The organism is Streptomyces polyasparticus (assembly GCF_014493765.1).
GTDB classification, from domain to species: domain Bacteria; phylum Actinomycetota; class Actinomycetes; order Streptomycetales; family Streptomycetaceae; genus Streptomyces; species Streptomyces polyasparticus.
Map to the genome: position 1 here is coordinate 22,947 of NZ_JACTVJ010000029.1, position 26,974 is coordinate 49,920.

The window sequence follows — 26,974 nt, forward strand, 5'->3', positions numbered from 1 at the left end:
CGGTCAGCCGACGGGAGCGTCGGGCTCCTCCTCCACCCACTCCGCCAGCGCGAGCAGTTCCTCCGAGGTCATTCCCGCCGGGATCGGTACCGGCGGCGGCGTCCGCAGCGGTGGCTGCCAGCCGGTCTCGGCCTGCCAGCGCCGCACCACGCGGGCCGGCGCACCGGCCACCACCGCGTGATCCGGCACCTCTCCCCGTACGACCGCGCCCGCCGCCACCACGACATTGCGGCCGATCCGTGCGCCCGGCAGGATCACCGCGCCCGTGCCGATCCAGCAGCCGGGGCCGATCTCCACCGGCTCCATGCGCGGCCACTGCTTGCCGACGGGCTCCTGCGGATCGTCGTAACTGTGGTTCGTGGACGTGACGTAGACGTATGGGCCGAAGTAGCAGTCCGCGCCGATCGTGACCGTCGTATCGGCGATGACATGGCTGCCGCGGCCGAGGACGACGCCGTCGCCGATGCGCAGGATCGGATCGGGGCCGAGGTCGAGGTCGGGCATCAGGCCGGCGGTCAAAGTGACCTGTTCGCCGACGATGCAGTGGTTGCCGAGTTCGATCCAGGGTTCACCGAACACCGTGCCCTGCGGGAACGCCAGCTTGGTGCCGGTCCCGATCCGGCGGAACTTCAGCCGGCCGGGGCGTTCGGCCGTGACGGCTCCCGACCGCTGCACCCAGCGCCATCCGGCGTGCACGGCGCGCGTGACCAGGCGGCGGCGGGCCGCGGCCAGCGATGAGAACGTGTTCCTGTTCGGCACCCGGACACCGTACTCATGCGCGCTCGCGGCGATGAGAGGCACGGCCTGTGATCTTCACCCCACCCTCCGCCGCCCGGACACCCGTCCCTTACCGTTCCAGCAGGGCGCACCACGACATACGCAGCAAGGAGCACGGCATGACAGAGCGGGCGTTGATCGCAGGCGTCGGCGGCAAGGACCCCCAGGTGGACCCGGAGGCCTTCGCCGCGCCGACGTCCGTCGCGATGGGCGAGGTGACGCTGAAGGCGGGCTCCAGCATCTGGTACCACGCGGTGCTCCGCGCGGACTGCGGCCCGATCGTGCTCGGCACCGACAGCAACATCCAGGACAACTGCACGGTCCATGTCGACCCCGGCTTCCCGGTGACCATCGGCGACCGCGTCTCGGTCGGCCACAACGCCACGGTGCACGGCTGCACGGTCGAGGACGACTGCCTGATCGGAATGGGCGCGACAGTGCTCAACGGCGCGGTGATCGGCGCCGGTTCACTGGTCGCGGCCCAGGCACTGGTCCCACAGGGCATGCAGGTGCCGCCGGGCTCGCTGGTCGCGGGCGTACCGGCGAAGGTGCGCCGGCCGCTGACCGAGGAGGAGCGCGAGGGCATCAAGCTCAACGCGGCGATGTACACGGAACTGGCGAAGGCACACCGGGCCGCGCACGAGGAGCGCGGCGAGTAGCGTCCCGCTCAGCGCACCGGCCGGTCGGCCGGACAGGAAGTGCCCTCGTCCGGCAGTGTCCCGTCGGCGTAGAAGGCGTTGATCTTCTCCCTGACGCAGGGCGAGCCGTTGGCCCCGTGGCCCACCCCTTCGTAGGTCAGCAGCACCGCCCCCAGTTTCCTGGCGGTCTGCTCGGCCCATACGAAGGGTGTGGCCGGGTCGACCTTTCCTCCGATCGCCAGGATCTCCGGAGCTCCGGGCCGGTCGATCTCCCGGAGGAACGTACTGCCGGGCGGCCAGCCTGCGCAGCTCGCCGCCTGGCCGTACAGCATGGGCGCGAAGTACGGCGCTTGCGAGGCCAACCGCCGTTGCGCGGCCGCGCCCTCGCTTGCCGGGTCGGCCGGCCGGTCCGGGTCGTCCATGCAGGTGACGGCGGTCAGCGCTTCCCTGCCCCCGCCGCCGAGGATGTCGTCCATGCCCTGGTTGAATCCGGCCAGCGGTTCGGGGTCCCCTGATCCGGCCAGTGCCGCGAGGCCCCGCTCCAGGTCGGGCCAGGAATCCTGGGCCAGGAGCGCGACCCAGATGGCGTTGCGCAGATCGAGTGCCGTGAACGGCCGGCCCGCCGCGGTCTTCGGCGGCCGCGCGGCGACCCGCGCGGTCTGCTCCTCGACGAGGTCGCGCACCTCCCCCGGGGTGCGGCCGAGCGCGCAGGCCTCGCGGGCGGCGCAGTCCTCGATGAAGGCGTCCAGGGCTTGTTCCGAGGCCTTGGCCACCGCAAGGCCGTCCCGTTCGGCGGGCAGGTCGAGCGTGTCCACCGCGTCGAGGACCATCCGGCCGGTCCGCTGCGGAAACTGGCCCGCGTAGACGGCGCCCAGGCGCGTTCCGTAGGACAGACCGAAGTAGTTCAGCTTCTCCTCGCCCAGCACATGGCGCAGCACGTCCAGATCCCGCGAGGCCTCCACGCTCCCGACGTGGTCGAGCAGCGGGCCGGTCTCCTTGCGGCAGGCCGCGCCGTACTCCTTCCCTTCGGCCACGTCCCGGGCGAAGTCCTCCGCGCGCCGGCCCTCGTCCGCGAGCTTCCGTTCCAGGTCCTCCGCCGCGTCCTGTGCGCCGCAGCGCACGGGCGAACTGCGGCCCACACCCCGCGGATCGAAGCTCACCAGGTCGTAATGCCGGGCGATGCCGCCCCCGTTGTCGCGAAAGAACCCGGGCAGGATGTCGATGCCGGAAACGCCGGGGCCGCCGAAGTTGAAGACCACTGCTCCTTTTCTGCGTGCGCCTTCCGCTTCCGTCGCGAAGCGGCCCACCGCGATCGTGAGGGAACCTCCATCGGGGTCGGCGTAGTCGACCGGCACGGTCAGCCTTCCGCATTCCATGCCGGCGGCGGCCTCGGCCGTCGCCTCCTTCGGACCGTCCGGTCCCGCGCAGGCCTTCCAGGAGATGCGCTGGTCGTAGAAGCGCCCGAGCTCCGGCTGCGCGGGGGCGCAGCTTGCAGCCGCCGATCCCAGGAGCGCGAGCACGACGCCGGCCGCTGCCGCTCGCCCACGCCCGACCTGCATCGCTTCCCTTTCCCGTGATCGCCTGCGGCCAGGCTGAGCGCGGTGCCCCGCCGCCGCACGCAGGGTGTCGCGGTAGCGGCTGACCGACGCGCGCCTCCCCGAAGACCGGGGCGAGCACCTCACCGAGGAGGTGATGTTGCGAGCGTGGCGCTGAAGGAGCGGCGATACGAGCGCGGTGGTACTCCCCGGCGGCGGACGAACTGTTCCCTTAGGACCGCCGCGCTGGAGTAGCCCACCTGGTGGGCGATCTCCTCGACGGGCAGGTCCGTGGACTCCAGAAGTTCCTCGGCGCGCGCCAGGCGCAGGTCGCGCAGCCAGGTGTGCGGGGTGGTGCCGGTCGCGGCGGTGAAGCGGCGGGCGAAGGTGCGGCGGCTCATCACCGCGCGGCGAGCCAACTCGGCTACGGGCAGCGGCCGGTGGAGTTGCGTACGGGCCCATGCAAGCACCTCGGCGAGCCGTTCGTCCTCGCCGTCCTCGGGGACGGGGGCGGCGAGGTACTGGGCCTGTCCGCCGTCCCGGTGCGAGGGCAGCACGATGTCCCTGGCCACGGCGTTGGCCAGGGTCGCGCCGAACTCCCGCCGCAGCAGATGCAGACACAGGTCGAACCCGGCGGCCGCCCCCGCACCGGTGATGACCTGTCCCTCGTCGACGTACAGGGCGCCGGCGTCGACATCGACCTCGGGATGACGCTCGGCGAGGAGCCCGGCGAACCGCCAGTGCGTGGTCGCCCGCAGGCCGTCGAGCAGTCCCGCCTCGGCGAGCGCGAAGGTGCCCACGCAGTGCGCCGCGACGGTCGCGCCCCGCGCGTGTGCGGCACGCAGCGCGTCGCGAACGGGTGCCTGTGCGGGTGTACGGAAGTCCGCGCCCGGCAGGGCGATCACCAAGTCGGCTTCGGCCAGCCGCTCCAGGCCGTGCTCGACCGCGATCGGGATGCCCACGTCGGTACGCACCTGCCCGGGCCGCTCCGTGCACAGGGCGAGGTCGAAGCCGGGCAGGTCCGCGCCGTGCGGGCCGAACACCTCACCGACGATGCCGACGGCGAGCAGGCCCGCTCCGGGCGGGACATGGGCGGCGACGGTACGGAAGGCAGGCATGCCGCAGTGTGGCACGATTCCTGCGATCGCTGGCATCCATGCCACTCGTCCACGCTCCGTGGGCCCGGCAAGCTGAGGGCATGACAGACGCACCGCGCGGCCGCAGCGCCTCGTACACGATCCTGACCACCGGCTATGTCGGCTCCACCGGCCCCGGGGTGGCCGCGACCGTCTCCTATGTGAACGACGGGGACCGGCACGTGATCTTCGATCCGGGAATGGTGGCCGACCGCGAGGACATCCTGGGTCCGCTCGCCGGACTCGGCCTCACGGCCGAGGACATCACCGATGTGGTCCTCAGCCACCACCACCCGGACAACACGATGAACGTCGGCCTGTTCGGCCGGGCCCGTGTGCACGACCACAAGGTCGAGTACCGGGGCAACCAGTGGCGCAACCGCGACGCGGAAGGCTACGAACTCACCCCGTCGCTGCGCCTGATCCGCACGCCCGGTCACAGCACCGAGGACATCACCCTGCTCGCGGGAACGGCCGAGGGCGTCGTGGCCTTCGCGGGGGATCTGTGGTGGCACGTGGACGGCCCGGCGGACGATCCCGTCGCCCCGGACCGCGAGGTGCTCCGCGCGTCCCGGGAGCGCGTCCTCGCGACGGCCGAGGTGATCGTGCCGGGGCACGGGGCGGCTTTCAAGTCTGCTGAGACGGTGGTGCGTTAGCCGGAAGGGCGAACCCCGCGCGTCAACCGGAAGGGGCGGCCCTCGCGCTATTCGGAAGGAGCGGTCCCCGGCGCCGGCGCGCGCCGCCTCCTGCGGACGATCCACAGGGCGCCGCAGGCGAGCAGCACGCCGAGGGCGAGGCCCGCGAGGGAGGCCCGTATCAGCCAGCTCCCGGCCGCGAGGCCCAGGTGGTAGACCACCCCGGTGGTCACGCCCGCCCACAGCACCGCACCGCCCGCGTTCGCCGGGGCGAACTGCCAGTACGGCATGCGCAGGACGCCCGCCACAGGACCGGTGAAGATACGGAGGAGCGCGACGAAGCGGCCGAACAGGACCGCCCACACACCCCACTTGTGGAACGATCGCTCGGCCGCGGCGAGCCGGTCGGGTCCGAACCGGCGGGGGAAGCGGTGGCCGAGCCGTTCCAGGAGCGGGCGGCCGCTTCTGCGCCCGAGCGCGAACCCGCAGAAGGCCCCCGTGGCCGCGCCCACGGCCGCGCCCGTCGCGAGCAGCCACGGGTCGATCTCTCCGTACTGCGAGGCGAGCAGCGCGGCGCTGACGAGGGTGACACCGCCGGGCAGCGGGATACCGATGCTCTCGACCAGCAGAATCGTCCCGACCAGGAGGTAGACCGCGAGCGCGGGGACGGACGCGAGCCACTCCTGCAATGCCCGTTCCCTCCGGTCCACCTGCGCAAGACGACGGCATGGTCCCAGTCCGCCCGCACCTTCCCGGCGGAATGCCACCATTCCCCCCGTATCTACCCGGAGAAGTGCCCTCATCTACCGGGAGAAATGCCCTCAGACCACCTGCATCTGTCCGGCGGAGTGCCCGGACCAGCTGCATCTGCCCGGGGGCATGCCCGGACCACCTGCATCTGCCCGGCGGCATGCTCCCCCTCGGTCCGGCGGTGCCGGTCCTTTGCATGCCGCCGGGCAGCCACTGGATCACGCGGTGGCGGCCGCGTCCCAGAGGTCACACAGGTGCTCTTCGTCGACCGTCGTGCTGACCTGGAGCCCGCCGGCCGAGGCGGTGCGCAGGCTCAGGACGCGGCCCTCGGTGTGCGGCATGACCGGCCCGCCCTGGGCGCGCGGCGGGGATCCGTGGATGAAGGAGCCCCAGTACTGCACCATCTGCCGTGCGAGGACCCGCTGCTGGTCGTCCAGGGGCGTGGTGATGCCGAAGTGCTTGAACAGGTACTGCACTTCGTTGACATGCGTGGCACCGAACGGGAAGTTCGTGCCCAGCTTGCGCAGCGAGGGGAACGGCGGCGAGGTGCGGTCGGCGAACTCGTACGCGTAGACCTTGCCGCGCCGGGCGAGCGTGCGGTCGAGCCGCAGCGCCGTACAGGCCATGAACTGGTCGCCGAGCGCCGTGCCGAACGCGATCGTCGGCGAACGGAAATCTCCCAGCGGGTAACGGCGTTCGACCTCGGGCGCGAGCGCTGGGCCGAAGAGCTGCTCCAGGGCCTTGGGGTACTGGTCCGCGGTCAGGGGCTTGCCGTTGCCGTCGAACTGGGCGAAGGCGAACAGTCGGCCCTCGTCCTGGTTCGCGCCGTTCATGACCGGGATGCCCGCGGCCGCTCCGGCGGCGAAGGCCTCGGCCGGCTGCCGCGGCAGGAAGCGGCCGCCCGCGACGGCGGCCCAGCTGAACCCGGCCTGCGCGGTGAGGATCTCCTGCGCCGACTTGCCACGCAGACAGGCGACGGCGGTCGCCGGGTCGGGGCAGCCGGCCTTCTTCGCGAAGGCGGCACCTTCGTCCACGGCCTTCGTACGGGTACGGGCCGCGCAGTCGTTGTACGCACCGCTCTGGATGATCGCCGCCCGGTAGAGCCCCTTGGCGGTGGGCGAGGCCAGCTGGTTGCACACCGAACCGCCGCCGGCCGACTCGCCCGCAATGGTCACGCGGCCCGGATCGCCGCCGAAGCGGCCGATGTTGGACTGCACCCAGCGCAGCGCCAGCTGCTGGTCCTGCATCCCGAAGTTGCCGGACACCCCGTCGCTCGTCTCACCGTCGAGTCCTTCGGTGGCGAGGAAACCCAGCGCTCCGAGGCGGTAGTTGACGGTGACGACGACGGTGCCGGTCCGCTCGGCGAACTCGTCGGGCACGATGTCCTCGCCCGCACCGCCGGTGAGCCCGCCGCCGTGCAGCCACACCATCACGGGCAGCGGCCGCATGGGCGCTTTGGAGCCAGGTGCGGATGCCTTGGACCCGGGCACGTACACATTGAGATCGAGGCAGTTCTCCGTCAGGCTCGGCCGCTCGTAGCCGGGGTCCCAACTGGCGCCCTGCACACAGCGGTTGCCGAACTCCGTCGCGTCCAGGACGCCGAGCCAGGGCTTCACCGGCTGCGGCTCCTTCCAGCGCAGCCGGCCGACGGGCGGCTCGGCGTAGGTGATGCCGAGGAACTGACGTCCCGCTTCGGTGCTCTCGCCGCGGACCAGGCCGCCCGTGGTGTGCACCACGGTGTCGTGGTCCGCGCGCGCCTGGGCGGGCCCGGCGCCGAGCACCGGGCTGCCCACGGCGAGCACCGCCGCGAGGAACAGGCCGACGCGCCCGCGTATCGCGGAGATGTCCATCGTCACCGCCCCACCTTCGCCATGGTCCGCAGCCGCAGATCGCCGGCCGAGGCGCCGACCTGCACCGCGCGTCGCCCGGTGCCGAGCACCCAGTCGTGCCGCTTGCTGTCCCAGGAGGACAGCGACCGCCGCGTCACGTGCACGGTGACCCGGCGCCGCTCCCCGGCCCGCAGCGCGAGCCGCTGGTATCCGGCGAGCGCCAACTCGGCTTGATCGAGGGAGAGTTCGGGCGAGGGGCCGACATAGACCTGGGCGACGTCGATGCCGCTGCGGCGACCGGTGTTGCGCACGGTGAAGCTGACCGCGAGCCCGCCGTCGTCCTCGCGTACGTCGAGGTCGCTGTAGCCGAACGAGGTGTACGAGAGTCCGTGCCCGAAGGGGAACAGGCTCCGCTTGCCCTCGGCCGCGTACCACCGGTATCCGATGTGCACGCCCTCGGTGTACTCCTGGCGCCCGTTCACACCGGGGTAGCGCACGGGGTCGCCGGCCGTCGGGTGGGTGGCGTCGTCGAGCGGGAAGGTCTGGGTGAGGCGGCCGCCGGGGTCGCAGTCGCCGAAGAGGACCGCGGCGGTGGCGGCGGCGCCCTCCTGGCCCGGGTAGTACATCTGCAGCACGGCGCCGGTGCGCGCGAGCCACGGCATCGAGGTCGCCGACGAGGTGTTCAGGACGACGGTCGTACGGGGATTGGCGGCGGTCACCGCCTTGATCAGCGCTTCCTGGTGGCCCGGCAGCGCGATGGTGGTGCGGTCCATGCCCTCGGTGGCGTCCTCGTAGGCGAAGAGCACCACGCTGTGCGCGCGGCGCGCGGCCCGCACCGCCTCGCCGACGTCGAGCGCCCGGGTCGCGGCGGTCACTCTGCGGATACGGAAGATCTGGCCCTTGTCGCCGCCCTTGGCCGTGATCTTCAGCTGACGTCCGCCCGCGGGGACGTCGAGGGTCTTGCGGCGGACGGAGAGCCCGTCGGGCGCGGCGTTGATGAGACCGCCGGAGAAGAACTCGCCGACGCCGGGAGCCAGCGGGAACAGCTCCTCGCCGTCGAGCAGCACCTTGGGCCGCTCGCCGGAGTAGTGGATCACGAACGTCCACTCCCCCGCCCTGCCGACGTCGAGCGTCCCGTCGTAACTCCAGGTGGCGCCGGGTGCGACACCCTGGCCCTCGGCGTCGAAGCCGGGGCTGAGCAGGTCCTTGGGGATCGCCTTGCCGTACAGGTCCTCGCCGAGCGCGCACGAGACCTGCGCGGCGCGTCCGGCGCGGGCGCGGATGGCGTCCAGCGGGGTGTCGGCGTGATCGGGCACGACATGGGCGCTGCCGCCGCCGCTGACGAAGGGCTGCTTGCCGGTCGGTCCGATGACCGCGATGCTGCGGGCCGCCGGGCCCTGCAGCGGGAGCGTGCCGCGGCGGTTGTGCAGCAGGGTGGCGCCGGCCTTGGCGATCTCCAGGGCGGTGCGGGCGCCGGCCGGGGCGTCGCGGGCGGGGCGCTTGCCGATGGAGCCGTCGAGCAGCCCGAAGCGGTCCATTACGGAGAGCAACCGGCGCACCGAGCGGTCCACGGCCGACTCGGGCACGCTGCCGCCCCGCACGGCCTTCTTCAGGGCGTCGCCGAAGTAGATGCCGCCGGGCATCTCCATGTCGAGGCCCGCGGTGATCGCCTCCACGGTGCTGTGCGCGGCGAACCAGTCGGTCATCACCCAGCCGTCGAAGCCCCAGCGCTCGCGCAGGATGTCAGTGAGCAGGGCCTTGCTCTCGCAGGCGAACGTGCCGTTGACCTTGTTGTACGCGCCCATGACGGAGCCCGCCCCGGCGGCGATGGCGGCCTCGAAGGCGCGCAGCTCGGTCTCGTGCATGGTCTGCTCGTCCGCGTACACGTCGATCGTGTTGCGGTCCTTCTCCTGATTGTTCATCGCGAAGTGCTTCACCGTCGCGACGAGACCCTCGCCCTGGATGCCCCGGATCTCCTCGGCGACCATGTCGGCACTGAGCAGCGGGTCCTCGCCGAAGGTCTCGAAATTCCTCCCCGCGTACGGGGTGCGGATCAGGTTGCACATCGGCGAGAGCAGCACATCCTGGCCGAGCGCGCGGCCCTCACGGCCGATGACCTTCCCGTACGCGCGGGCCAGCGAGGGGTCGAAGGTGGAGGCGAGCAGAACCGGGGCGGGCAGGGCGGTGGCCGGTTCCTTGATACGGACACCGGCGGGGCCGTCGGCCAGGCGCAGCTCGGGGATGCCGAGGCGGGGCACGCCGGGGATGTAGCCGGCCTGGCCGAGGGCTCTGGGGTCCTCGGCGCCGTGCAGCAGCGAGATCTTCTCGTCGAGGGTGAGGCGGGCGATCAGCGCTTCCACGCGCGCGCCCGCGGTGCGGCCGGGTCCGCGCGTGGCTTCGGCCGCGTGGGCGGGCACTGCCACGCCGGCGGTCGCAGCGGTGGCCACGGCGACCGCGGTGCCGAAGAGGCGCAGTGCGGAGCGGCGCGAAACGTGCGGTGCGGTCATGAGCCGTGACTCCTTCAGTACGTGACAAGGCGGCGCGTGTACACGTGTCAACAAGTGAGCGGTGCTCGTTCCTTGAACGCGCAATAGACGCACTATGCGACAAACGAGAGTTGACGGGCTGTCAGACACTGCGGGTTACGCCGGGAAACGTATGACCGTCACTGACTCGTGTCAATGAGTTGAACGGAAAACAAAAACGCGCCCGCTGCGGGGTGGATGCAGCGGGCGCGTCGGCACGGAGAGGGCGGCCCTCCGGGGTTGTGCGTTCAGGCGGTGAAGATCATCAGCTGTTGGGGCGCAGGGTCCAGACGACCGTCATCTCGCCCGTGACGGCGCCGTCTTCGCGCGTGATCTCGATCCCGACGGGGAATTCGGGGCGCTTGCCCTCGTCGAGCTCGGCGACGACCTCGGCGACGGGGCGGCCCAGGGTCGCGGTGGCCTTGACCGGCCCCATGGCGAGCTTCTTGTAGGCGATGTCGGCGCGCACCGCGAGCGGCACCGCACGCGAGAGCTGGTCACCGAACGCGGCGAGCACGATGGCACCGCTCGCGGACTCCCCCAGCGTGAACATCGCACCGGCGTGCGGTCCGCCGACGTGGTTGTGGAAGTCGCCCTGGTCCGGCAGCGACACCACGGCCCGCTCGGGACTGGTCTCGCCGAACTCGAGGTTCAGGGTGCGTGCCATCGGAACGGTCGCGGCGAGCATCTCGCCGATCGACATCTGGTCTGCGCTCATGAACCGCATGTTACCGACCGGTAAGCCTGCTTGACCATACCCTTCTTCCCCACAGCGGACGTATGGGTGCGGTGTGTGCCGAGCTCGTCACAATCGGGGGCGGCCGTGGCACGGGTGAGGCCACCCCTCTATCGTTACTCGCCATGTGGCCAGGACAGCAGCCGCCCGGGGGCGAGCAGAACCCGCAGGACGCGAACCAGAATCCGTATCAGCAGCCGGGGTACCAGCAGCCGAATCCCTATCAGCAGCCGGGATTTCAGCAGCCGAACCCTTACCAGCAGCAGGGATACCCGCAGACCGGCCAGCAGGGCTACCCGGGGACGGGTGAGCAGCAGGGCTACCAGCAGCCCGGTCCCGAGGCGTGGAACGCGCCGAGCCTGGCTGGCGGACCGCAGCCGCCGCAGGGCGGTGGCGGCGGTGACCGCACCAAGCTGGTGGCGATCATCGCGGCGTCCGCGGTGGTCGTCGCGGCGGGTGTCACCGGTTATCTGGTGCTCGGCAAGGACGACGACAAGGGCTCGGACACCGCCAAGGGCGGGGACAAGACCTCCTCCGCGCCGAAGAGCCCGTCCGCCTCGGCCTCCGAGGAGGAGAACCCGCGCGGCACCGGCTCCAACATCGACCCGGTCATCCCGGGCTGGAAGGTCGTGGTCAACCCCAAGCGGGGCACGGCGTTCGACGTGCCGGCGGACTGGGAGGTCGACACTCCCTCGATGATGGTCGGCTTCGAGGATGTCAAGAAGCCCGACGAGATCGCGCCGCTGATCATCATGTCCGCGCCCGCGTACTACAAGAAGACGTGGTGCGAGTCTGACGACGACAAGGACGGCACGAAGGACAACACGCCGCTGGCCACGGTGGGCACCAAGGGCTCGAACGGCGCGAAGAACTTCGACGACATCATCCTCAGCGACGCGCCGCGGTGGGTCTACGGCGGCTACACGCAGCCGGACAAGAAGAGCATGACCTGGGACAAGAAGGGCACGCCCTACACCACGTCCTCCGGTGTGAAGGGCGCCTACGGCTGGGCCCGTTCGAAGAACACCCCGGACACGGGCAAGTGCGCCTCGGACGGCAAGGCGATCACCTTCGGCTTCAAGAACTCCGCGAACGACTTCGTCTCCTGGAGCCTGCACGCCCCCACGGGTGTGGAGGGTGAGCTGCCCGACGAGACGATCATGAAGATCCTCAGCACGGTACGGCTGGCGGGCAACCCCACCGAGACCGGCTGACCGGCTCACCAGCCGAAGACGTCCCCGTACGCCCCTCGCCCCGGCGTGCGGAAATGCATTTGGTGTCCTGGCGGGCGGACAGGGATAGTTCCGGGGTGCATCCCACCCCGGCCCCGTCCGCCCGCTTTCGCATGCCCTCCTGGGCCGGGCGCAACTACTCGCTGCTCACCGCCGCCGCGATCGTCACCAACCTCGGCAGCCATGGCGCCCTCATCGCGGCGGCCTTCGCCGTGCTCGACAACGGGGGCGACGGGGGTGACGTCGGGCTCGTCGCCATGGCGCGCACGTTGCCGCTGGTGCTCTTCCTGCTGATAGGCGGCGCGGTCGCGGACCGCCTGCCGCGGCACCGGGTGATGGTCGCGGCCAATGCGCTCAACTGCCTTTCGCAGGCCGCCTTCGCGGTCGTCGTGCTCGCGGGCGAGCCTCAGCTGTGGCAGATGATGCTGCTCACCGCGCTCGGCGGCACCGGGCAGGCCTTCTTCAATCCGGCCGCCGAGGGCATGCTTCTGTCCAGCGTCGAGGGCGAACAGGCCGGCCGTGCCTTCGCGATGTTCCGTATGGCGATGCACGGTGCCGCGATCGGCGGTGCGGCGCTCGGCGGCGCGATGATCGCCGCGATGGGGCCCGGCTGGGTACTCGCGGTGGACGCGGCGGCCTTCGCGGTGGCCGGCGCGCTGCGCGCCTTCCTCGACGTGAGCCACATCCCCGACCGCGGCAAGGGCGGCGGGATGCTGGCCGATCTGCGCGAGGGCTGGCAGGAGTTCATCGGGCGGACCTGGCTGTGGACGATCGTCGCGCAGTTCTCCGTGGTGGTCGCGGTCGTCGGCGCCGCGGAGTCGGTCTACGGACCGCTGGTCGCCCGCGACGAGCTGGGCGGGCCGGGTCCGTGGGGGCTTGCGCTCGCGGCGTTCGGTGCGGGCACGGTGGGTGGCGCGTTCCTGATGATGCGCTGGAAACCGCGGCGCATGCTGTTCGTCGGATCCCTCTGTGTCTTCCCGCTGGCGCTGCCCTCGGCGGCGCTCGCCGTACCGCTGCCGGTGGCGGGACTCGCGGCCGTGATGTTCGTGACCGGGGTCGCGATCGAGGTGTTCGGCGTCTCGTGGATGACGGCGCTGCATCAGGAGATCCCCGAGGAGAAGTTCTCGCGGGTGGCCGCCTACGACTGGTTCGGGTCGATCTCGATGGTGCCGCTGGCCACGGCGCTCGCCGGGCCCGCGGAGTCGGCGTTCGGACGTGAGCCCGCGCTGTGGGGGTGTGCGGTGCTCGTCGTGGTGGTGACGGCGGCGGTGCTGTGCGTTCCCGACGTACGGAATCTGACGCGGCGCACCGGGTCGGTGGTGGCTTCGGGCACGGCGGGGGCCGAGAGGCCGGGCGACGGGGCGGCCGAGGGGGCAGCGCCTGCTTCGGCCAAGGAGTCAGGCCCTGCTTCGGCCGAGGAAGCAGACCCTGTTTCCGCCGACGCGTCAGCCGATGCTGAACGACCCGCCGGGCGGCTCGGGTGAGGCCACCGCGTCGGCCTCTTCGACCGGCCTCGCGCCGTCGATGAAGCGGACGAGTGCCTGGCCCTGCACGACCCGTGCGGGGAAGGCATCGGCCGCGGTGCGGCGGGCGAGCTCGGCGGTGTCCAGCTCATGGCGGGCGGCGACGAGGACCGCGTTGCCGAAGCGGCGGCCGCGCAGGACGCCGGGCTCCGCGATCAGGGCCAGATGCGCGAACACGGCCTGGAACGTGGCCAGTTGAGACCTCAGGAAGGTGAAGGGCGCGCCGTCCGCGAGGTTGGCGAGGTACACCCCGTCAGGGCGCAGCACCCGCTCGGCCTCGCGGGCATAGCCGAGCGTCGTCAGATGCGCGGGCACCCGCGAACCGCCGAACACGTCGGCGACGAGCAGATCCGCGCTCGCGTCAGCGGCGGACTCCAGCCAGGTACGGGCATCCGCGCCGTGCATCCGTATCCCCGCGTCGTCGGCCACCGGGAGCTGCTCGGCGATCAGGGCGAGCAGGGCGCGATCGGCGTCGACGACGTGCTGGCGTGAGCCGGGGCGGGTCCGGGCGAGATAGCGCGGCAGGGTCAGCGCACCGCCGCCGAGGTGGACCACGTCGAGCGCGCCGTCGTCCAGGGCGTCGATGGCGTGGGCGAGCCGGCGCGCGTACTCGAACTCCAGATGGGTCGGGTCGTCGAGGTCCACATACGACTGCGGGGCGCCGTCGACGGTCAGGAGCCAGGCCCGTGGCCGGTCCACATCGGGCATCAGCTTGGCGACACCGTGGTCCACGGTGCGCATCACGGGTATCGGCTCGTCCACCGCTCCATTGTGCCGGGCCTGACGCGCGCCGGGGTCCGCTTGCGGCCGCTGGCCCGCGCTCCCTGGCCTACGGCGCGTGCGCACGCCTGTCGTCCGGTCGTCCGGTCAGGCCTCCGTGCCGGAATCCGCGCATGCCGATCCGCTACCCCCGCCCGCTGCGGCCCGGTGACCGCGTCGGCGTCACCTCCCCGTCGAGCGGGGTGCCGAAGGAGTCAAGGCGCCGGCTCGATGTCGCCGTGGAGGATGTGCGGGCGCGTGGGTACGAGGTCGTTGGCGGTGGCGACCGTGCACGGCAATGCCTCGCGTCCACACACCGAGCCGCAGCGAACTGACGCAGACCCTGGGCTGATGCGGCACGACCAGGGTCCACGTCGGACCTAGTCCTCCCACAGCCGCCTGACCTCGGCCACGTGCGCGGTGGCCTGGGCCAGGCCCGCGCGGGCCGCCGGGGCGCGGCGGGTGGGGTCGAGGACGTTGCGGCCGAAGGTGCGGCGGGCCTCGCGGGTCGGGGTGATCAGGACGACCTTCGCGCCGGCGGCGGCGAGCTTCGCCGCCTGGGCGCGCGGGGTCGGCAGCGGCCCGCCGCCCATCGCCATGGGCGCGATGATCAGGACCTTCGCGTAGCCGGCCGCGAGGGCCGCGTTGGCGGAGGAGTGCACGCCGCCGTCGATGTAGCGCCGGCCGTCGATGGTGATCGGCGGCCACACCCCGGGCACCGCGCAGCTCGCGGAGACCGCGTCCACCAGGCCGACGCCGCTGTCCCGGTCGAAGGGCACAAGGTCACCGGTCGTGGCATCGACCGCGGTGACCACGAGGCGGCGGTCCTCGGGCCAGTCGTGCGAGAGCAGCCGCTGCGCGATCACCTCGCGCCGGTCCTCCGCGGGGACAGTACGCAGGGCCGAGGCCATCTTCCCCATCCGGATGCCGTACGCCTTCGCATCGCGCGAACGCACCGCGCCCCAGGCGTACCGGGCGAACATCGCGGGCCCCATGGTCGCCGGGATCTCCCCCTTGGGGTCGACGAGTTGACGCTCGAAGAGCTCCTCGTGCGACAGCACTCCCGAGGTCAGCTGGGCGCCGACGACCGAGCCCGCCGACGTACCGACGACGAGGTCGGCAGCGGACGGATCGACCCCGGCGCGGGCGAGTCCGTGCAGGATGCCGATCTCCCATCCGACACCGGTGAGTCCTCCGCCGCCGAGTACGAGTGCCGTGTCGCCCATGGGTGCCCCTGTCCGTGTCGGTGCCCGCGCTGCCTACCGAGGAGTATGCAGAGTGGGGGACGGCGAGGGTACTGGCTCGACCGGTACGGGGAACGCCAGCCGGATCGAGAGCCAGGCGAAGACCGGGCCGAGGGCGTTCATCGCGATCACGCAGATCCAGGCCGACCAGGCGTTGCCGGCGTCGTAGCCGAAGCCGCCGAAGAAGGTCGCGAAGTAGCTGGCGAATCCGAAGAACATGCCGGGGATGAGGGAGAAGAGGGGGAGGCGGCCGGTGTACATCAGGGTCGTGTTGACGACCAGGATGCACAGCGCGGCGAAGAAGTTGCGCGCCAGCTGGCTCTCGCCGAAGGCGGTGCCCGCGTTGGTCTCCAGGAGCACGATGACCAGGGCGAAGGTGGAACCCATCGGCATGGCGCACCACAGGCGTTTGGCGTTGGTGAGGTTCGGGCCGCCGAGCAGGAAGGTGCCCGCCCAGGCGATGAAGATCGCCCAGGGCGGCAGATGCAGGGCGTTGCCGCCGATGAACGCGGTGGTCGCGGCGAGCACGGAGGCCACGATCTCGTGCGGTATGCGTTCGCGCATCACCGGGGCCGCGACGGTGGTGGCGCCCGCTTTCGTGTCGGTTATGTCAGCACTCCAGGGATCGGGTCAGTCTGCGAGGCGTGCGGGGGCGAGGGTGAGTTCCGAGCTGTGCGTCGAACGGGCCACGATGCGGCCCGACTTGATGACGGCGGTGCGGACGGGCCGTTCGAGCAGCACCGCCGCGTAGTCGCGGGTGTCGGTCAGGACGAGGTCGGCGACGGCGCCCACGTGCACGCCGTAGTCCGTGAGCCCCGCGATGCGGGCCGCGTCGTGGGTGACGAGTTGCAGGACTCGGTGCAGGTCCGCGGGTCCGGACAGATGCGCGAGGCGGGCGAGCAGGAGGGCCGTGTCGAGGAGGTCGCCGGTGCCGTACGGGGTGAAGGCGTTGCGGATGTTGTTGTTGGAGCAGGCCATGAGGACGCCGGCGTCCCAGAGGTCGCGGACCGGGGTGATGGCCCGGCGTACGGCCTGTTCGTCGTTGCGGCCGCCGAGGAAGAGGTCCGTGGCCGGCAGCGGAACGACGGCCACGCCCGCCTGCGCCAAGTCGGCTGCCACGGCGCGGCGTTTGGCGGGTGGGAGCGCTCCGAGCGAGGTGACATGGCCGAGGGCGACGCGGCCGCCGAGACCGCGGGCGGCGGTCTGTGCCGCGATGAAGCCGGCGAGGGCGAAGCGCGGGTCGGCGGCGTCGTCGGAGAAGTCGCAGTGCAGGTCGGCGGGGACGCCGTACTCGACGGCGAGGTCGAGGACGAGCTCGACATGGCGCTTGCAGTCCGCGAGGTCCTTCTCCGCGTACGTGCAGCCGCCGACCACGTCCGCGCCGGCGTCGAGGGACTTGCGGAGCAGGGCGTGGGTGTCGGGGGCCTTGAAGATGCCCTCCTGCGGGAACGCGACGATCTGCAGGCTCACCAAGTCGGCCCAGGTCTCGCGCAGTTCGAGCATCACCTCCAGGCCGGTGAGGCCCGCGATGGGGTCGACGTCCGGGTGGGCGCGTACGGTCGTGGTGCCGTTGCGGACGCACATGGCGAGGACCTGTTCGGCCCGTGCGCGCACGCTGTCGTGGGTGAACGCGCGTTTCAGCTCGCCCGTGACCCGGATCGCCCCGTCGAGCGTGCCGGTCGGGTTGGGGCGGATGGCGTCGAGCAGCGCCTTGTCCGGGTGCAGATGGGTCTCGACCAGGCCGGGCAGGAGCACCCGTCCCTCGCCGTCGAGCACCTCTGCGCCTTCGGGTGCGGTGAGGCCGGGGCCGGTCTCCGTGATCCGGCCGTCGTGGATCCGTACATCGGTGGGGTCGGGTGCGTTCTCGATGCGGACGTCGCGCAGCAGCAGGTCCGTCACAGGTCACTCTCCTCGGGGAGTCGGTCCGGGCGGTTCGGAGCTCGCCGGGGCAGCCGGCCTTCAGAGCTCGCCCGGAAAAGTCGGCCTTCAGAGCTCGCCGGGGAAGTCGGCCTTGCGGATCATGCAGTGGACACCTTTGACCTGGTCGACCACTTGCGACACCTCGAAGTCCGCGGCCGCACTCAGATAGGCGTACGCGGTCTGCCGGTCCATGCCAGTGGCGGCGGTGAGGAAGGCGAGCGCGGCGCGTACGCAGCGGCGCATCGCCTCGTCCAGGTCGGCGTCGAGCCCGATGGCGATCCAGTGGGCCGGGGTCTCGGCGAACGGTTCACCGGTCAGCCCCTGGACGCGGCGGGCCGCTTCCCCGCGGATCAGGGAGAGCCGGAAGGTGGCGCGCAGCGGTGCCTCGAAGGCGGTGAGCGCCACCTCGCCGTTCCCCTGGGCGAAGTGCGGATCGCCGGCGTAGAAGCCGGCGCCCTCGGACCGTACGGGGAGATAGAGGGACGATCCGCAGGTCAGATGCTTGATGTCGAGGTTGCCGCCGTGGACACCGGGCGGAATCGAGCTGAGCGGGGTGCCCTCGGTGCCGCTCGCGACGCCCATGATGCCGACGAAGGGGCTGAGCGGGAAACGGGCGCTGAGGGTGTCGGTGCAGCGCAGGACGCCGTGGCCGGTGTCGTCGACGGTGCAGAAGGCGCTGATGGTGCCGGTCGGGCCGCGCAGCAGATCGGCGCTGGTCAACTCGGTGTTGCCGGCGGGCAGTTCATTCGGCAGAGCGCCGCGGGTGTGGCGGTTGGCGACGATGCCGTAGTGGGCGCGGCGGTGCAGCGTGAGCGTCTCCACGCGAAGCAGGTCGCCGGGGGCGGCGCCGCGTATCGCCACCGGTCCGGTGACGATGTGCGGGCCTGGAAGCACCTCCTGGTCGCGCCCGAGGACGGACTCGGCGATCTCGCGGGCGTCGGGCAGGACGTCGCGCTCCGCGACCCCGAACTCGCCGAAGAACGCGACCGGATCGCGGCCCTGGTCGGGCAGGATCCCTTCGTGCGAGACGAGGTCGACGGTGAGGGTCTCGCCGTCGGCGACGGTGAGCACGGGCGCGCTGCCCGCGTGCGGGAGTTCGCCCCAGCGGGCCGTCTTCACCGTCGTACGGAGGTGATGGGCGCCGTCGAGAGGGAGAGCGGCGGGGATGCGGGGCGTCGCGGGGGTGGGCGTCGCAGTGGTGGGCGTCGCGGTGGTGGGCATCGAGGATCCTCAGCGTCCGATCGGTCGGGGGCTCGCAACGAGGTGGTGGTGCTTGCATGTTCGGGAGGCTCGCAACGAGGCGGCGGCACTTATGTGTTACGTCTCCGCTGCCGCGGCGTTGCGATCAAGAACCGCGCCCGCGCCGACGATCCGAGTGCCGGTACGCCCGGCAAGGGCCTCGTCCAGCGCGGCCGGCGAGGTGACGAGGACACTGCTGCCGCCGCCCGCGAGGAAGTCCAGCGCGGCGCGGACCTTGGGGCCCATGCTGCCCTCGGGGAACTGCCCCTGCGCGAGATGTCTCCCGGCCTCGGCCACGTCGAGGCGGTCCACGGACCGCTGCCGCGTCGTGCCGAAGTCGAGGGCGATCCGTTCGACGCCCGTCGTGATGATCAGCTCCCGCGCGCCGAGCGCCGTGGCGAGCAGCGCCGAGGTGGCGTCCTTGTCGACGACGGCCTCCACTCCGCGCAGCGATCCGTCGGGCGCCGCGACCACCGGGATGCCGCCGCCTCCGCCGGCGATCACCACCTGGCCCGCGGCGAGCAGCGCAGCGATCGCGTCCTGTTCGACGACCAGGCGCGGGGCGGGGGACGGTACGAGCCGGCGCCAGCCGCGGCCCGCGTCCTCGCCGATGGAGCAGCCGTGCCGTGCGGCGAGCTGTTCGGCCTCGGGCCGCGCGTAGTGCGTGCCGATCGGTTTGGTGGGGTGCGCGAACGCCGGGTCGGCCGCGTCGACGACCGTATGCGTGAGGACGGCGACGGGGCGGACGCCGGCGGGCAGGGCACCGGAGAGTCCGCGGGCGAGGATGTAGCCGATGCTTCCCTGGGAGTCGGCCACGCACATGTCCAGGTCGAGCGGCGGGAGTTCGGGGGCGATCTCCGCGACCAGGTCGGAGCGGCGTTTGATGAAGCCGACCTGGGGGCCGTTGCCGTGGGTGATGACGACGCGGGCGCCGCTGCGCACCAGGGCGGCCACCGGTGCGGCCAACTGCCTTGCGGCTTCGTACTGTTCGTCGATGGTGGCCCGCCGGCCGCCGCGCAGCAGCGCATTGCCGCCGATGGCGAGGACCGTGACGGGCCGGTCGCCGTGGCGGGGAAGCGGCGGTACGGGGATGCGGACCGCGGGTTCTTCTGGCATGCCAGGACGATAGAAATGCCGCCGCCGGAGGTCATGGGCATCCCATGCCAGTAGCGGGCGGGGCCTGTTGACGTCTGCTGACAGTGTCAAAGCCCCGCGCCAAGAACTGTATACAGTCTTCTGTCCGCGGCGTTTACAGTCCCCGAACGCGCGCTCATAGTGACCAACGTGGCCGGAACCCCAGTGCTCGCCCCACGCCCCGCCCCCGCCGCGGCCCTGACCGTGGCGCAGGCGCTCGAGCTGCCCGCCCTCGCGGGGGCGCGCCTGGTCGCGGGGCATGCGGGGGCGCCGCACCCGATCCGGGTCGCCAACATCATGGAAGTGCCGGACATCGTCCGCTGGATGCGCGGCGGCGAGTTCCTGCTCACCACGGCCTATGCCGTACGCGACGACGAGCGGGCGCTGGCCGCACTCGTGCCCGAGATGGCCCGGCGCGGTCTCGCCGCCCTCGGGGTCAAGGTCGGCCCGTATCTGCCGGTGCTGCCCGAGCCGATGCTGCGCGCGGCGGACGAACTCGCCTTCCCCATCGTCGAGTTGCCCGGCGAGGTGATGCTGAACGACATCCTCTCCGAGGTCATCGGCACCGTGCTCAACCGTCAGGCACTCAGTCTGGAGCGCACCCAGGCGCTGCGCGAACGTCTCTCTCAGGCGGTCCTGAACGGCGGCTCACAGCACGAGCTCATCGTCCTGCTCGCCCGGGAGACGGGCTGCCCCGCCGCCGTACGCGCCGTCGACGGCAGCGTCCTGACCGCCGCGGACATCGTCCCCGACGGTGTGCCGCCCAGCATCACCCGGCCGATCACCGTGGGCGGCCGGCCGCTGGGCGAAGTGGCCCTGTGGGGCGACGGCTCCCGCACGGCGGACGGCGAACTCGCCCCGGCCGTGGAGCATGTGGCCAGCCTCGCCACGATGCTCCTGGTCCAGGAGCGGGCCCTGGCCGAGCGCGAGCGCCGCTACCGCACCCTGCTCCTGACCGCCCTGGTCTCGAATCCGCCCGGCGACCGCGCCGAGGCCGCGCGGCGCGCCGCCGCACTCGGCTGGGATCTGGAGCGCGCCCGCGCCACGGTGGTCGTCGAGGTCACTCCGGCGCCGGGCGCGGCCCGCACCGCTCCGGTCACCGAGGAGCGGCTCCTTTCCGCCGCCCGTACCGCACTCGGCGCACAGACCCCGGCGTGGGGCACCCCGGGCGGCATGACCGTCCTGGCCGAGCCGGGCTCTTCGCTGCGCCAGACCTGCGCGGCACTGCAGCGCGCGGTCGCGGCGGCCTGCCCCGCCCATACGGTCGCGGTCGTCGCGGGGTCCGTACGCGAGGACTTCGTGGAGCTGCACCTCAGTCACGGCGAGGCACTCTCGGCGCTCGCGCTGGGACGTGAACTCGACGGTCCCGGGAGCTCGTTCACGCGCCTCTACGAGGAGTGCGGGGTCTACCGGCTCCTGAACCAGCTGCCGGACGCCGAGCTGCGGTCCCTGGTGGCGGAGGCGCTCGGGCCGCTGATCGCGCACGACGCCCGGCACGACAGCAGCCTGGTGCACAGCCTGAGCGTGTATCTGCAGCGCGACCGCAACGGGGTGGACGCCGCCGAGGAGCTGCACATCCACTACAACACCCTGCGCTACCGCCTGAAGCAGATCGAGAAGCTCACCGGCGCACCGGACAAGGATCCGATGCGCCGGCTGCAGACCGAACTGGCCCTGCACGCCCACCGGTTGCTCAGCGCGCGCCTTCGGTGACCGGCAGCTGCGCGGGCACCCGCGCCTGCTGCGCCGCGCGCCACTGCGGCAGCGAGAACAGCAGATAGAGGAGCGCCCCGGTCAGCGGCAGCGTGTGCCACAGCTTGTCGTCGAAGCCGAAGCCGAGGATCAGATTGATGCCCAGGCCCGCGAAGTACGCGGACACGGCACGCCAGTTGACCGCCGCGAGGGCCGCTTCGGAGAGGTCGTAGCGGCCGCGGCGCAGCAGGAAGTAGTCGGCGACGAGGATGCCGGGGATCAGCGGGATCGCGTAGCCGAGATAGCCGAGGTAGGTCAGGAAGGCGTCCAGGATGCCCGCGGTCAGTCCGTAGTACGCGAGCCCGCAGGCCAGGACGCCGGCGATCACGTTCACCGCGATCCGGGGCAGGTCGATGGCGGTCCGCCCGGCGAGCGAGGCCGCGTACATGTTGTTGACCTCGTGCGGGAAGCCCTGCACGAAGATCGCGAAGGTGGCGAGCGCGCCGACGCCCACGATGCCGAAGGCCTCGCCCATGTCGGCCTCGCGGACGCCGAGTCCGAGCAGGATGCCGAGCATGTTGAAGCCGAAGTTGCCGACCATGAACTCGGCAATCGTGGTGGTGTAGACGGTGGACCTGGACTTGCCGAAGCGGGTGATGTCGGGCGTGACGGTCGCGCCGGTCATCCACTTGTTGACCCCGAGGGCGAACAGCGCGAGCGCCGTGGCCTCCCCCGCACGCGCCGGCTCGGCGCCCACGATCTCGCCGATGCCGCCCGCGTGGTCGACCGCCGCGATCACCGCGATCACGACGGTGACCAGCATCAGCGGCACGCTGATCCGGCCCACCCAGGTGAGCCCCTTGCCGAAGCCGACGATGGACAGCGCGGTGTACAGCGCGCTGAGCACCACGCAGTAGACGAGCCCGAGCCACGGGTCCTTGCCGCCGGGCAGCACCCCGGCCGTGATGCCGGTGCTGTAGCCGACGAAGCCCGCCGAGAGCAGCGCGATGACGAGGGAGGGCAGCCGGCTGCCGCCGCGTCCGAACGCCGCCTGGAGGCCGAGTGCGGTCGTGATGCGTTCCCGCTGGCCGATCAGGCCGCACAGGATCGACACCACGCTGACGACGAGGGACGAGCCCACGGCGATCAGGACACCGGTCCAGAACGGGAAGAACAGCCCGAGCGACATCCCGTACAGGAGGTCGGTGGCCGACACCGTGAAGCCCATCCGGACCAGGGTGATCGACAGGGTGGAGCGGCGTTCGTCCGGCGGCAGCCGGTCGGCGGCGAAGTCCTCGGTGGCTTCGGCGGCGCGCTGGGCGCGGGTACTGGCAGTGCGGTCCGTTCGGGAACTGTCCATCCGGGGGCACCTCTTCGTTGCTCGGCAGCGGGACGGGAGCACGGATGCGGGTGTCGTCCCGAATGTTCGCCGCCCCGGGAGCGCGCGGCACTGTCAGCCGGTGCCAGTGATCGTGGCCGCGCTGCTGGCACTTCACGCCGAAGCGGACCCCTGGGGTGCGGACCGTACCGTCGGGTCATGGAGCAAGCCACGGACGACATTGCCCCCGACGACGGCACGGTGCGCACCGTCAACTCCCTGCGCCGCGACACCTATGCCGACTCCGTAGCCCTGATGAGAGCCGCCCGCACGCTCGGTGCGCTGCCCGGTGTGAGCGCCGCGAGCCTGGTCATGGCGACCGAGGCGAATCTGCGTCTGCTCGCCGACGCACGACTGCTCACGGCCGAGGCCGAGCGGGCCGGACCCAATGATCTGCTCGTGGCGGTACGAGGCCACGCTGACGCGCTCGCCGACGCGCTGGCCGCCGTGGACGGCCTGCTCGCCCAGCCCGACTCCCCCGCTGCCCCCGACGCCCCCACGGCCCGTGCCCTCACGGAGGCCGACCCCGGTACGGCCCTCGCCCTGATCTCCACGCCCGGTCCGTACGCGGCCGCCGAAGCGCTCAAGGCGCTGCGCCGCGGCATGCACGCCTTCGTCTTCAGCGACAACGTGCCCCTCGACCAGGAGATCCGCATCAAGCAGGAGGCGCATCGCGCGGGGCTGCTCGCGATGGGGCCCGACTGCGGCACCGCGGTCATCGACGGCATACCGCTCGGCTTCGCCAACGTGTTGCGCCCCGGCCGGATCGGCCTGATCGGCGCCTCCGGTACGGGACTTCAGCAGGTCTCCTGCCTCCTCGACGCCCACGGCGAGGGCGTACGGCAGATGATCGGCACCGGCGGCCGCGATCTGAGCGCCGACGTCGGCGGCATCACCACCCTGGACGCCCTGGAGCTGCTCGACGCCGATCCCGGCTGCGAGCTGATCGTCCTCGTCTCGAAACCGCCCGCTCCCGAGGTCGCGGAGCAGGTGCTCGCGCGGGCCGCGCGGGCCGCGCGGGCGGGCAAGCCGGTGGTGGCCTGCTTTCTCGACGGGGCTCGCTCCGTCCCCGGTGGACGCGTCACGGTGGCGGGCACGCTGCGCGACGCGGCGTCCGCCGCGGTCGGGCGGCTCGGCGGCAAGTCGCGCGAAGGCTTCACTCCACCGCACCTCCCCGTCCCGTCCGGCCGATGGCTGCGGGCCCTGTACGCGGGGGGCACTTTCGCGTACGAGGCCCGGCGGATCCTTCCCGATGCGGCGACCGGCACCGGGCCCGCGGGGGCTCAAATAAGGCTGCCGGACTGTCACTTGATTCTCGATCTCGGTGACGACGCGTACACGGCGGGCCGTCCGCACCCCATGATCGACCCGACCGTGCGGGCCGCACATCTGCGGGTCGCGCTGGCCGATCCCCGTACCGCTGTCGTCGTGCTCGACGTCGTGCTCGGCCATGGCGCCGGGCCCGATCCGGCCGCGGCGCTCGCGGCCGAATTGCGGCGGGTGCCCGCGGCCGAACGGCCCCCGGTGGTGGCGTTCGTGGTCGGCACCGACGCCGACCCGCAGGACCGCGCGGCCCAGGAGGCGCGGCTGCGCGAGGCGGGGGCGCTGCTCGCACCGACCAGCACCGACGCCATCGAGTGGGCGGCCGCGCTCGTGCCCGCGCACCGCCCGGAACGCAGCCAGGAACTGACCGCGGCAGGAGGCGCCGTATGACCGCGTTGCCCGGACTCTCCGACGAAACGGCGGGCCTGCTGCTCGGCGGAGCTCCCGTCCGAATCGCCGCGGTCGGTGTCCCGGAATTCGCCGAAGTGCCCCGTACGGCTGGTGCCGAGGTCACCGCCCTGGACTGGCGTCCGCCGGCCGCGGGCGAACCCGAGGCGGCCTGGCGGCTTGCAGAACTCACCGGCCATCCGGCCGTCGAGGCCGCCAATCGGGAAGCCGTCGCGCGGCTGCTCGCGGTCCGTCCCGTCTGGACCCGGGTGCTGCCCGCCCGCGAGGCGATCGCGGCGCTCGGCGACCGGTCCCGGCGGCTCCTTCTGCACGCGGGCCCGCCCCTCGCCTGGTCGGCCATGTGCGGACCGATGCGCGCGGGCGTCATCGGTGCGGCGCTGCTCGAAGGCTGGGCGGACTCCCCCGAGGCGGCCGAACGGCTTGCGGACAGCGGGGTGTTGGAGTTCGAACCGTGCCACCACCATGAGGCGGTCGGCCCGATGGGCGGAATCATCTCCCCTTCGATGCCGCTGATCGAGGTCGAGGATCCGGCGACCGGACGGCGCGCGTACTCCAACCTCAATGAGGGCGCGGGCCGTTGTCTGCGCTACGGAGCGCTCGGCGCGGACGTCATGGAGCGGCTGCGCTGGATGGGAACGGTGCTCGCACCCGCGCTGAGCGCCGCGCTCGGCGCGCGCGGCGAAGGGGTCGATCTGCGGGCGGTCACGGCGCAGGCGCTCCAGATGGGCGACGAGTGCCACAGCCGCAACACGGCCGCATCGACCCTGCTCCTGCGCGAACTCGCGGCCGACCTCTGCGAGACGGCCCACGCCCGTGAGGTCCTGCGTTTCCTCTCCGACAACCACTACTGGTTCCTCAACTTCTCGATGGCGGCGGCGAAGCTGGCCACCTCGGCCGCGCACGGCGTGCCGCACTCCACGCTGGTGACCGCGTTCGCCCGCAACGGAGTCGAGGTCGGGATCCGGGTCGGCGGGCTCGGCGACGCATGGTTCACCGCGCCCGCCACACAGGTCCGCGGCCTGTACTTCGCCGGCTACGGGCCCGAGGACGCCAACCCCGACATCGGGGACAGCGCGATCACCGAGACGTACGGGCTCGGGGGCTTCTCGCTGGCCGCGGCCCCCGCGATCACCGGGTTCGTGGGCGGCACGGTGGAGGAGGCGCTCCGCACCAGCCGCGACATGGCCCGCATCTCCCTCGCCCGCCACGAGGCCTACCGCCTCCCGGCCCTCGGGGGCGTGGGCGCCCCGGTCGGCATCGACGTACGGGCGGTCCTCGACACGGGGATCGTGCCGGTCGTGACGACGGGGATCTCCCACCGGGAGCCGGGGATCGGACAGATCGGGGCGGGGCTGACGCATGCGCCGCTGGAGTGTTTCCGCAAGGCGCTGGATGCCATGGCGGTGCCGGCCTCGGAGATCGCGTCGGGCACGGGTTCGCCGTGAGTCCCGCCGCCCTGGTCTGCTCGCCGTCCACGCTGGTCGCGCCGCTGCTGCACGGCCGGCGGCGGCTCGCGCGGGTGGTCGGGCTCACGAGGGCCGCGGTGTATCTCCTGCCGTACGGGGACGGGGCGTCGTCACCGTACGGCCAGGGGGCGCCCCTCTCGTACGGGGAGGGGGCACCCCACTCGTACGGGAAGGGGGCACTCTTCCCGTACGGGCAGGGGCCGGGCGAACGACTCATGCCGTACGGGCAAGGGCCAGCCGAACGACTCATGCCGTACGGGCAGGGGCCGGGCGAGCGGTCAACCTTGGAGCAGGAAACCGCGTCATCCTTCCCGTACGGGCACAACTCGCCCTTCGCTCTGGTGTCCCCCACCGGAGTGCGCGTCCCGGCGGCCGTCCTGCTGTCCCCCGCGGCAGGTGAGCACCCGTTCGCCGGGATCGCACCGGGCGCGGTCGCCCGGGTCGGCGACGGCCGGGTCGAACTGGGCCCGCTGCGCCTGACGGCCGGGGTGTCCTGGGCGCCGCCCCGTGTCCAGGGCACACCGGTCGCCGGGGCGCTGCCCGCTCTGGCCGAGCTGACGTGGGACCGTCGACTTCCGGGCGCCGTCGCACCGTTGGCGGCACAGCTCGCCGAGGCACTGGCGAGCCGAAGCGCGGCCATCCGCGACTGCGTACTCGCCCTCCTGGGCCGAGGCCCCGGCCTCACCCCGTCCGGCGACGACTACCTCTGCGGCCTCCTCCTGGTCGCCAACACCCCGCGCCTCGCGCCGAGTTGGCTGGCCCCGCTGACCACCGCCGTGGCCGACGCCGCGGAACACACCACGCTGATCTCGGCCTCGCTGCTCGCCCACGCGGCCACCGGCCACTGCATCCCCCAGGTCACCGACCTGCTGCGCGCCACGGCAGCAGCGAGCGAGGTCCCGCACGCCCCGCTCGCCGCGCTCCTCGCGGTGGGCCACAGCTCGGGCTCGGACCTGCTGCACGGTCTGTGCGCGGGCGCACGGCTGCTGTCCGGCCGACCCGCCTGACGGCAGCCGCTCACGCCTCACAGCCCGGGCTGTGAGGGCGGGCGTGAGGGGCCAGGAACCGAACTGCTGCACCACACGTCTCCCGCAC

General features: G+C 72.2%; 22 protein-coding genes. 8 read left to right on the forward strand and 14 right to left on the reverse strand.

What is annotated here, in order from left to right:
* Positions 1-3 precede the first annotated feature (3 nt).
* Positions 4-759 carry an acyltransferase gene (locus tag H9Y04_RS40025; protein WP_187819165.1) on the reverse strand — a complete coding sequence of 252 codons (756 nt, stop codon included), beginning with the start codon at positions 757-759 and terminating at the stop codon, positions 4-6.
* 137 nt (positions 760-896) lie between these two features.
* Between H9Y04_RS40025 and H9Y04_RS40030 the strand changes: the two genes are divergently transcribed.
* Entirely contained in the window at positions 897-1,436 is a 540-nt protein-coding gene (locus tag H9Y04_RS40030; RefSeq protein ID WP_187819166.1) for a gamma carbonic anhydrase family protein, read from the forward strand.
* Positions 1,437-1,444: 8 nt separating this feature from the next.
* On the opposite strand, the gene H9Y04_RS40035 is transcribed toward H9Y04_RS40030, so the two are convergent.
* Both H9Y04_RS40035 and H9Y04_RS40040 read right to left on the reverse strand, forming a co-directional pair.
* Positions 1,445-2,974, reverse strand: a complete 1,530-nt coding sequence (locus H9Y04_RS40035; protein ID WP_187819167.1) for an alpha/beta hydrolase — start codon at positions 2,972-2,974, stop codon at positions 1,445-1,447.
* Positions 2,975-3,093: 119 nt separating this feature from the next.
* Positions 3,094-4,068 (reverse strand): GlxA family transcriptional regulator, encoded by a 975-nt coding sequence (locus H9Y04_RS40040; RefSeq protein WP_187819168.1) that lies wholly within the window; start codon positions 4,066-4,068, stop codon positions 3,094-3,096.
* An 80-nt stretch (positions 4,069-4,148) separates the two neighbouring features.
* On the opposite strand from H9Y04_RS40040, the gene H9Y04_RS40045 reads away from it, so the two are divergent.
* Positions 4,149-4,742, forward strand: a complete 594-nt coding sequence (locus H9Y04_RS40045; RefSeq protein ID WP_187819169.1) for an MBL fold metallo-hydrolase — start codon at positions 4,149-4,151, stop codon at positions 4,740-4,742.
* A 47-nt stretch (positions 4,743-4,789) separates the two neighbouring features.
* Here the strand turns inward: H9Y04_RS40045 and H9Y04_RS40050 are convergent, their stop codons facing one another.
* The 4 genes from H9Y04_RS40050 to H9Y04_RS40065 all read right to left on the reverse strand — a co-directional run bounded on the left by H9Y04_RS40050 (position 4,790) and on the right by H9Y04_RS40065 (position 10,543).
* Entirely contained in the window at positions 4,790-5,410 is a 621-nt protein-coding gene (locus H9Y04_RS40050; RefSeq protein ID WP_236072028.1) for a DedA family protein, read from the reverse strand.
* Between the two features lie 279 nt (positions 5,411-5,689).
* Complete coding sequence (locus H9Y04_RS40055; RefSeq protein ID WP_187819265.1) at positions 5,690-7,321, reverse strand: carboxylesterase/lipase family protein; 1,632 nt, start codon at positions 7,319-7,321, stop codon at positions 5,690-5,692.
* Positions 7,322-7,323: 2 nt separating this feature from the next.
* The gene (locus H9Y04_RS40060) at positions 7,324-9,807 is read right to left on the reverse strand and encodes a beta-glucosidase family protein (protein WP_187819171.1); all 2,484 of its coding nucleotides are present in this window, start codon (positions 9,805-9,807) and stop codon (positions 7,324-7,326) included.
* Positions 9,808-10,090: 283 nt separating this feature from the next.
* A complete protein-coding gene (locus tag H9Y04_RS40065; RefSeq protein ID WP_187819172.1) occupies positions 10,091-10,543 on the reverse strand; it encodes a DUF4442 domain-containing protein in 453 nt (150 codons plus the stop codon).
* Between the two features lie 143 nt (positions 10,544-10,686).
* On the opposite strand from H9Y04_RS40065, the gene H9Y04_RS40070 reads away from it, so the two are divergent.
* Both H9Y04_RS40070 and H9Y04_RS40075 read left to right on the forward strand, forming a co-directional pair.
* On the forward strand, positions 10,687-11,775 hold the full coding sequence (locus H9Y04_RS40070; RefSeq protein ID WP_187819173.1) for a DUF8017 domain-containing protein: 1,089 nt from the start codon (positions 10,687-10,689) through the stop codon (positions 11,773-11,775).
* A gap of 131 nt (positions 11,776-11,906) precedes the next feature.
* Positions 11,907-13,277, forward strand: coding sequence for an MFS transporter (locus H9Y04_RS40075; protein ID WP_187819266.1), 1,371 nt, complete (start codon positions 11,907-11,909; stop codon positions 13,275-13,277).
* Here H9Y04_RS40075 and H9Y04_RS40080 read toward each other — a convergent pair.
* The 6 genes from H9Y04_RS40080 to H9Y04_RS40105 form a co-directional block, all read right to left on the reverse strand.
* Positions 13,239-14,078 carry a spermidine synthase gene (locus tag H9Y04_RS40080; protein ID WP_187819174.1) on the reverse strand — a complete coding sequence of 280 codons (840 nt, stop codon included), beginning with the start codon at positions 14,076-14,078 and terminating at the stop codon, positions 13,239-13,241. The genes H9Y04_RS40075 and H9Y04_RS40080 overlap by 39 nt on opposite strands.
* Before the next feature lie 377 nt (positions 14,079-14,455).
* Complete coding sequence (locus tag H9Y04_RS40085) at positions 14,456-15,301, reverse strand: patatin-like phospholipase family protein (RefSeq protein ID WP_187819175.1); 846 nt, start codon at positions 15,299-15,301, stop codon at positions 14,456-14,458.
* 33 nt (positions 15,302-15,334) lie between these two features.
* Entirely contained in the window at positions 15,335-15,883 is a 549-nt protein-coding gene (locus H9Y04_RS40090) for a DUF1097 domain-containing protein (protein ID WP_187819176.1), read from the reverse strand.
* Positions 15,884-15,949: 66 nt separating this feature from the next.
* Positions 15,950-17,218 carry an amidohydrolase family protein gene (locus H9Y04_RS40095; RefSeq protein ID WP_187819177.1) on the reverse strand — a complete coding sequence of 423 codons (1,269 nt, stop codon included), beginning with the start codon at positions 17,216-17,218 and terminating at the stop codon, positions 15,950-15,952.
* Positions 17,219-17,305: 87 nt separating this feature from the next.
* Positions 17,306-18,460, reverse strand: coding sequence for an acetamidase/formamidase family protein (locus H9Y04_RS40100; protein ID WP_187819178.1), 1,155 nt, complete (start codon positions 18,458-18,460; stop codon positions 17,306-17,308).
* A 96-nt stretch (positions 18,461-18,556) separates the two neighbouring features.
* Positions 18,557-19,594: a carbamate kinase gene (locus H9Y04_RS40105; protein WP_187819179.1), complete on the reverse strand. Its 1,038-nt coding sequence runs from the start codon at positions 19,592-19,594 to the stop codon at positions 18,557-18,559.
* A gap of 168 nt (positions 19,595-19,762) precedes the next feature.
* Between H9Y04_RS40105 and H9Y04_RS40110 the strand changes: the two genes are divergently transcribed.
* The gene (locus H9Y04_RS40110; protein WP_308801841.1) at positions 19,763-21,325 is read left to right on the forward strand and encodes a PucR family transcriptional regulator; all 1,563 of its coding nucleotides are present in this window, start codon (positions 19,763-19,765) and stop codon (positions 21,323-21,325) included.
* Here the strand turns inward: H9Y04_RS40110 and H9Y04_RS40115 are convergent.
* Entirely contained in the window at positions 21,306-22,664 is a 1,359-nt protein-coding gene (locus H9Y04_RS40115) for a purine-cytosine permease family protein (protein WP_187819181.1), read from the reverse strand. The genes H9Y04_RS40110 and H9Y04_RS40115 overlap by 20 nt on opposite strands.
* A 177-nt stretch (positions 22,665-22,841) precedes the next feature.
* Between H9Y04_RS40115 and H9Y04_RS40120 the strand changes: the two genes are divergently transcribed.
* From H9Y04_RS40120 to H9Y04_RS40130, 3 genes are read left to right on the forward strand one after another with little or no spacing between them, the layout of a single operon-like run.
* Entirely contained in the window at positions 22,842-24,395 is a 1,554-nt protein-coding gene (locus H9Y04_RS40120) for an AllF/FdrA family protein (protein WP_214662128.1), read from the forward strand.
* A complete protein-coding gene (locus H9Y04_RS40125) occupies positions 24,392-25,858 on the forward strand; it encodes a YlbE family protein (protein ID WP_187819182.1) in 1,467 nt (488 codons plus the stop codon). The genes H9Y04_RS40120 and H9Y04_RS40125 overlap by 4 nt, the downstream gene beginning before the upstream one ends.
* Positions 25,855-26,886, forward strand: a complete 1,032-nt coding sequence (locus H9Y04_RS40130) for an oxamate carbamoyltransferase subunit AllH family protein (protein ID WP_187819183.1) — start codon at positions 25,855-25,857, stop codon at positions 26,884-26,886. The genes H9Y04_RS40125 and H9Y04_RS40130 overlap by 4 nt, the downstream gene beginning before the upstream one ends.
* The last annotated feature ends 88 nt before the right edge of the window (positions 26,887-26,974 follow it).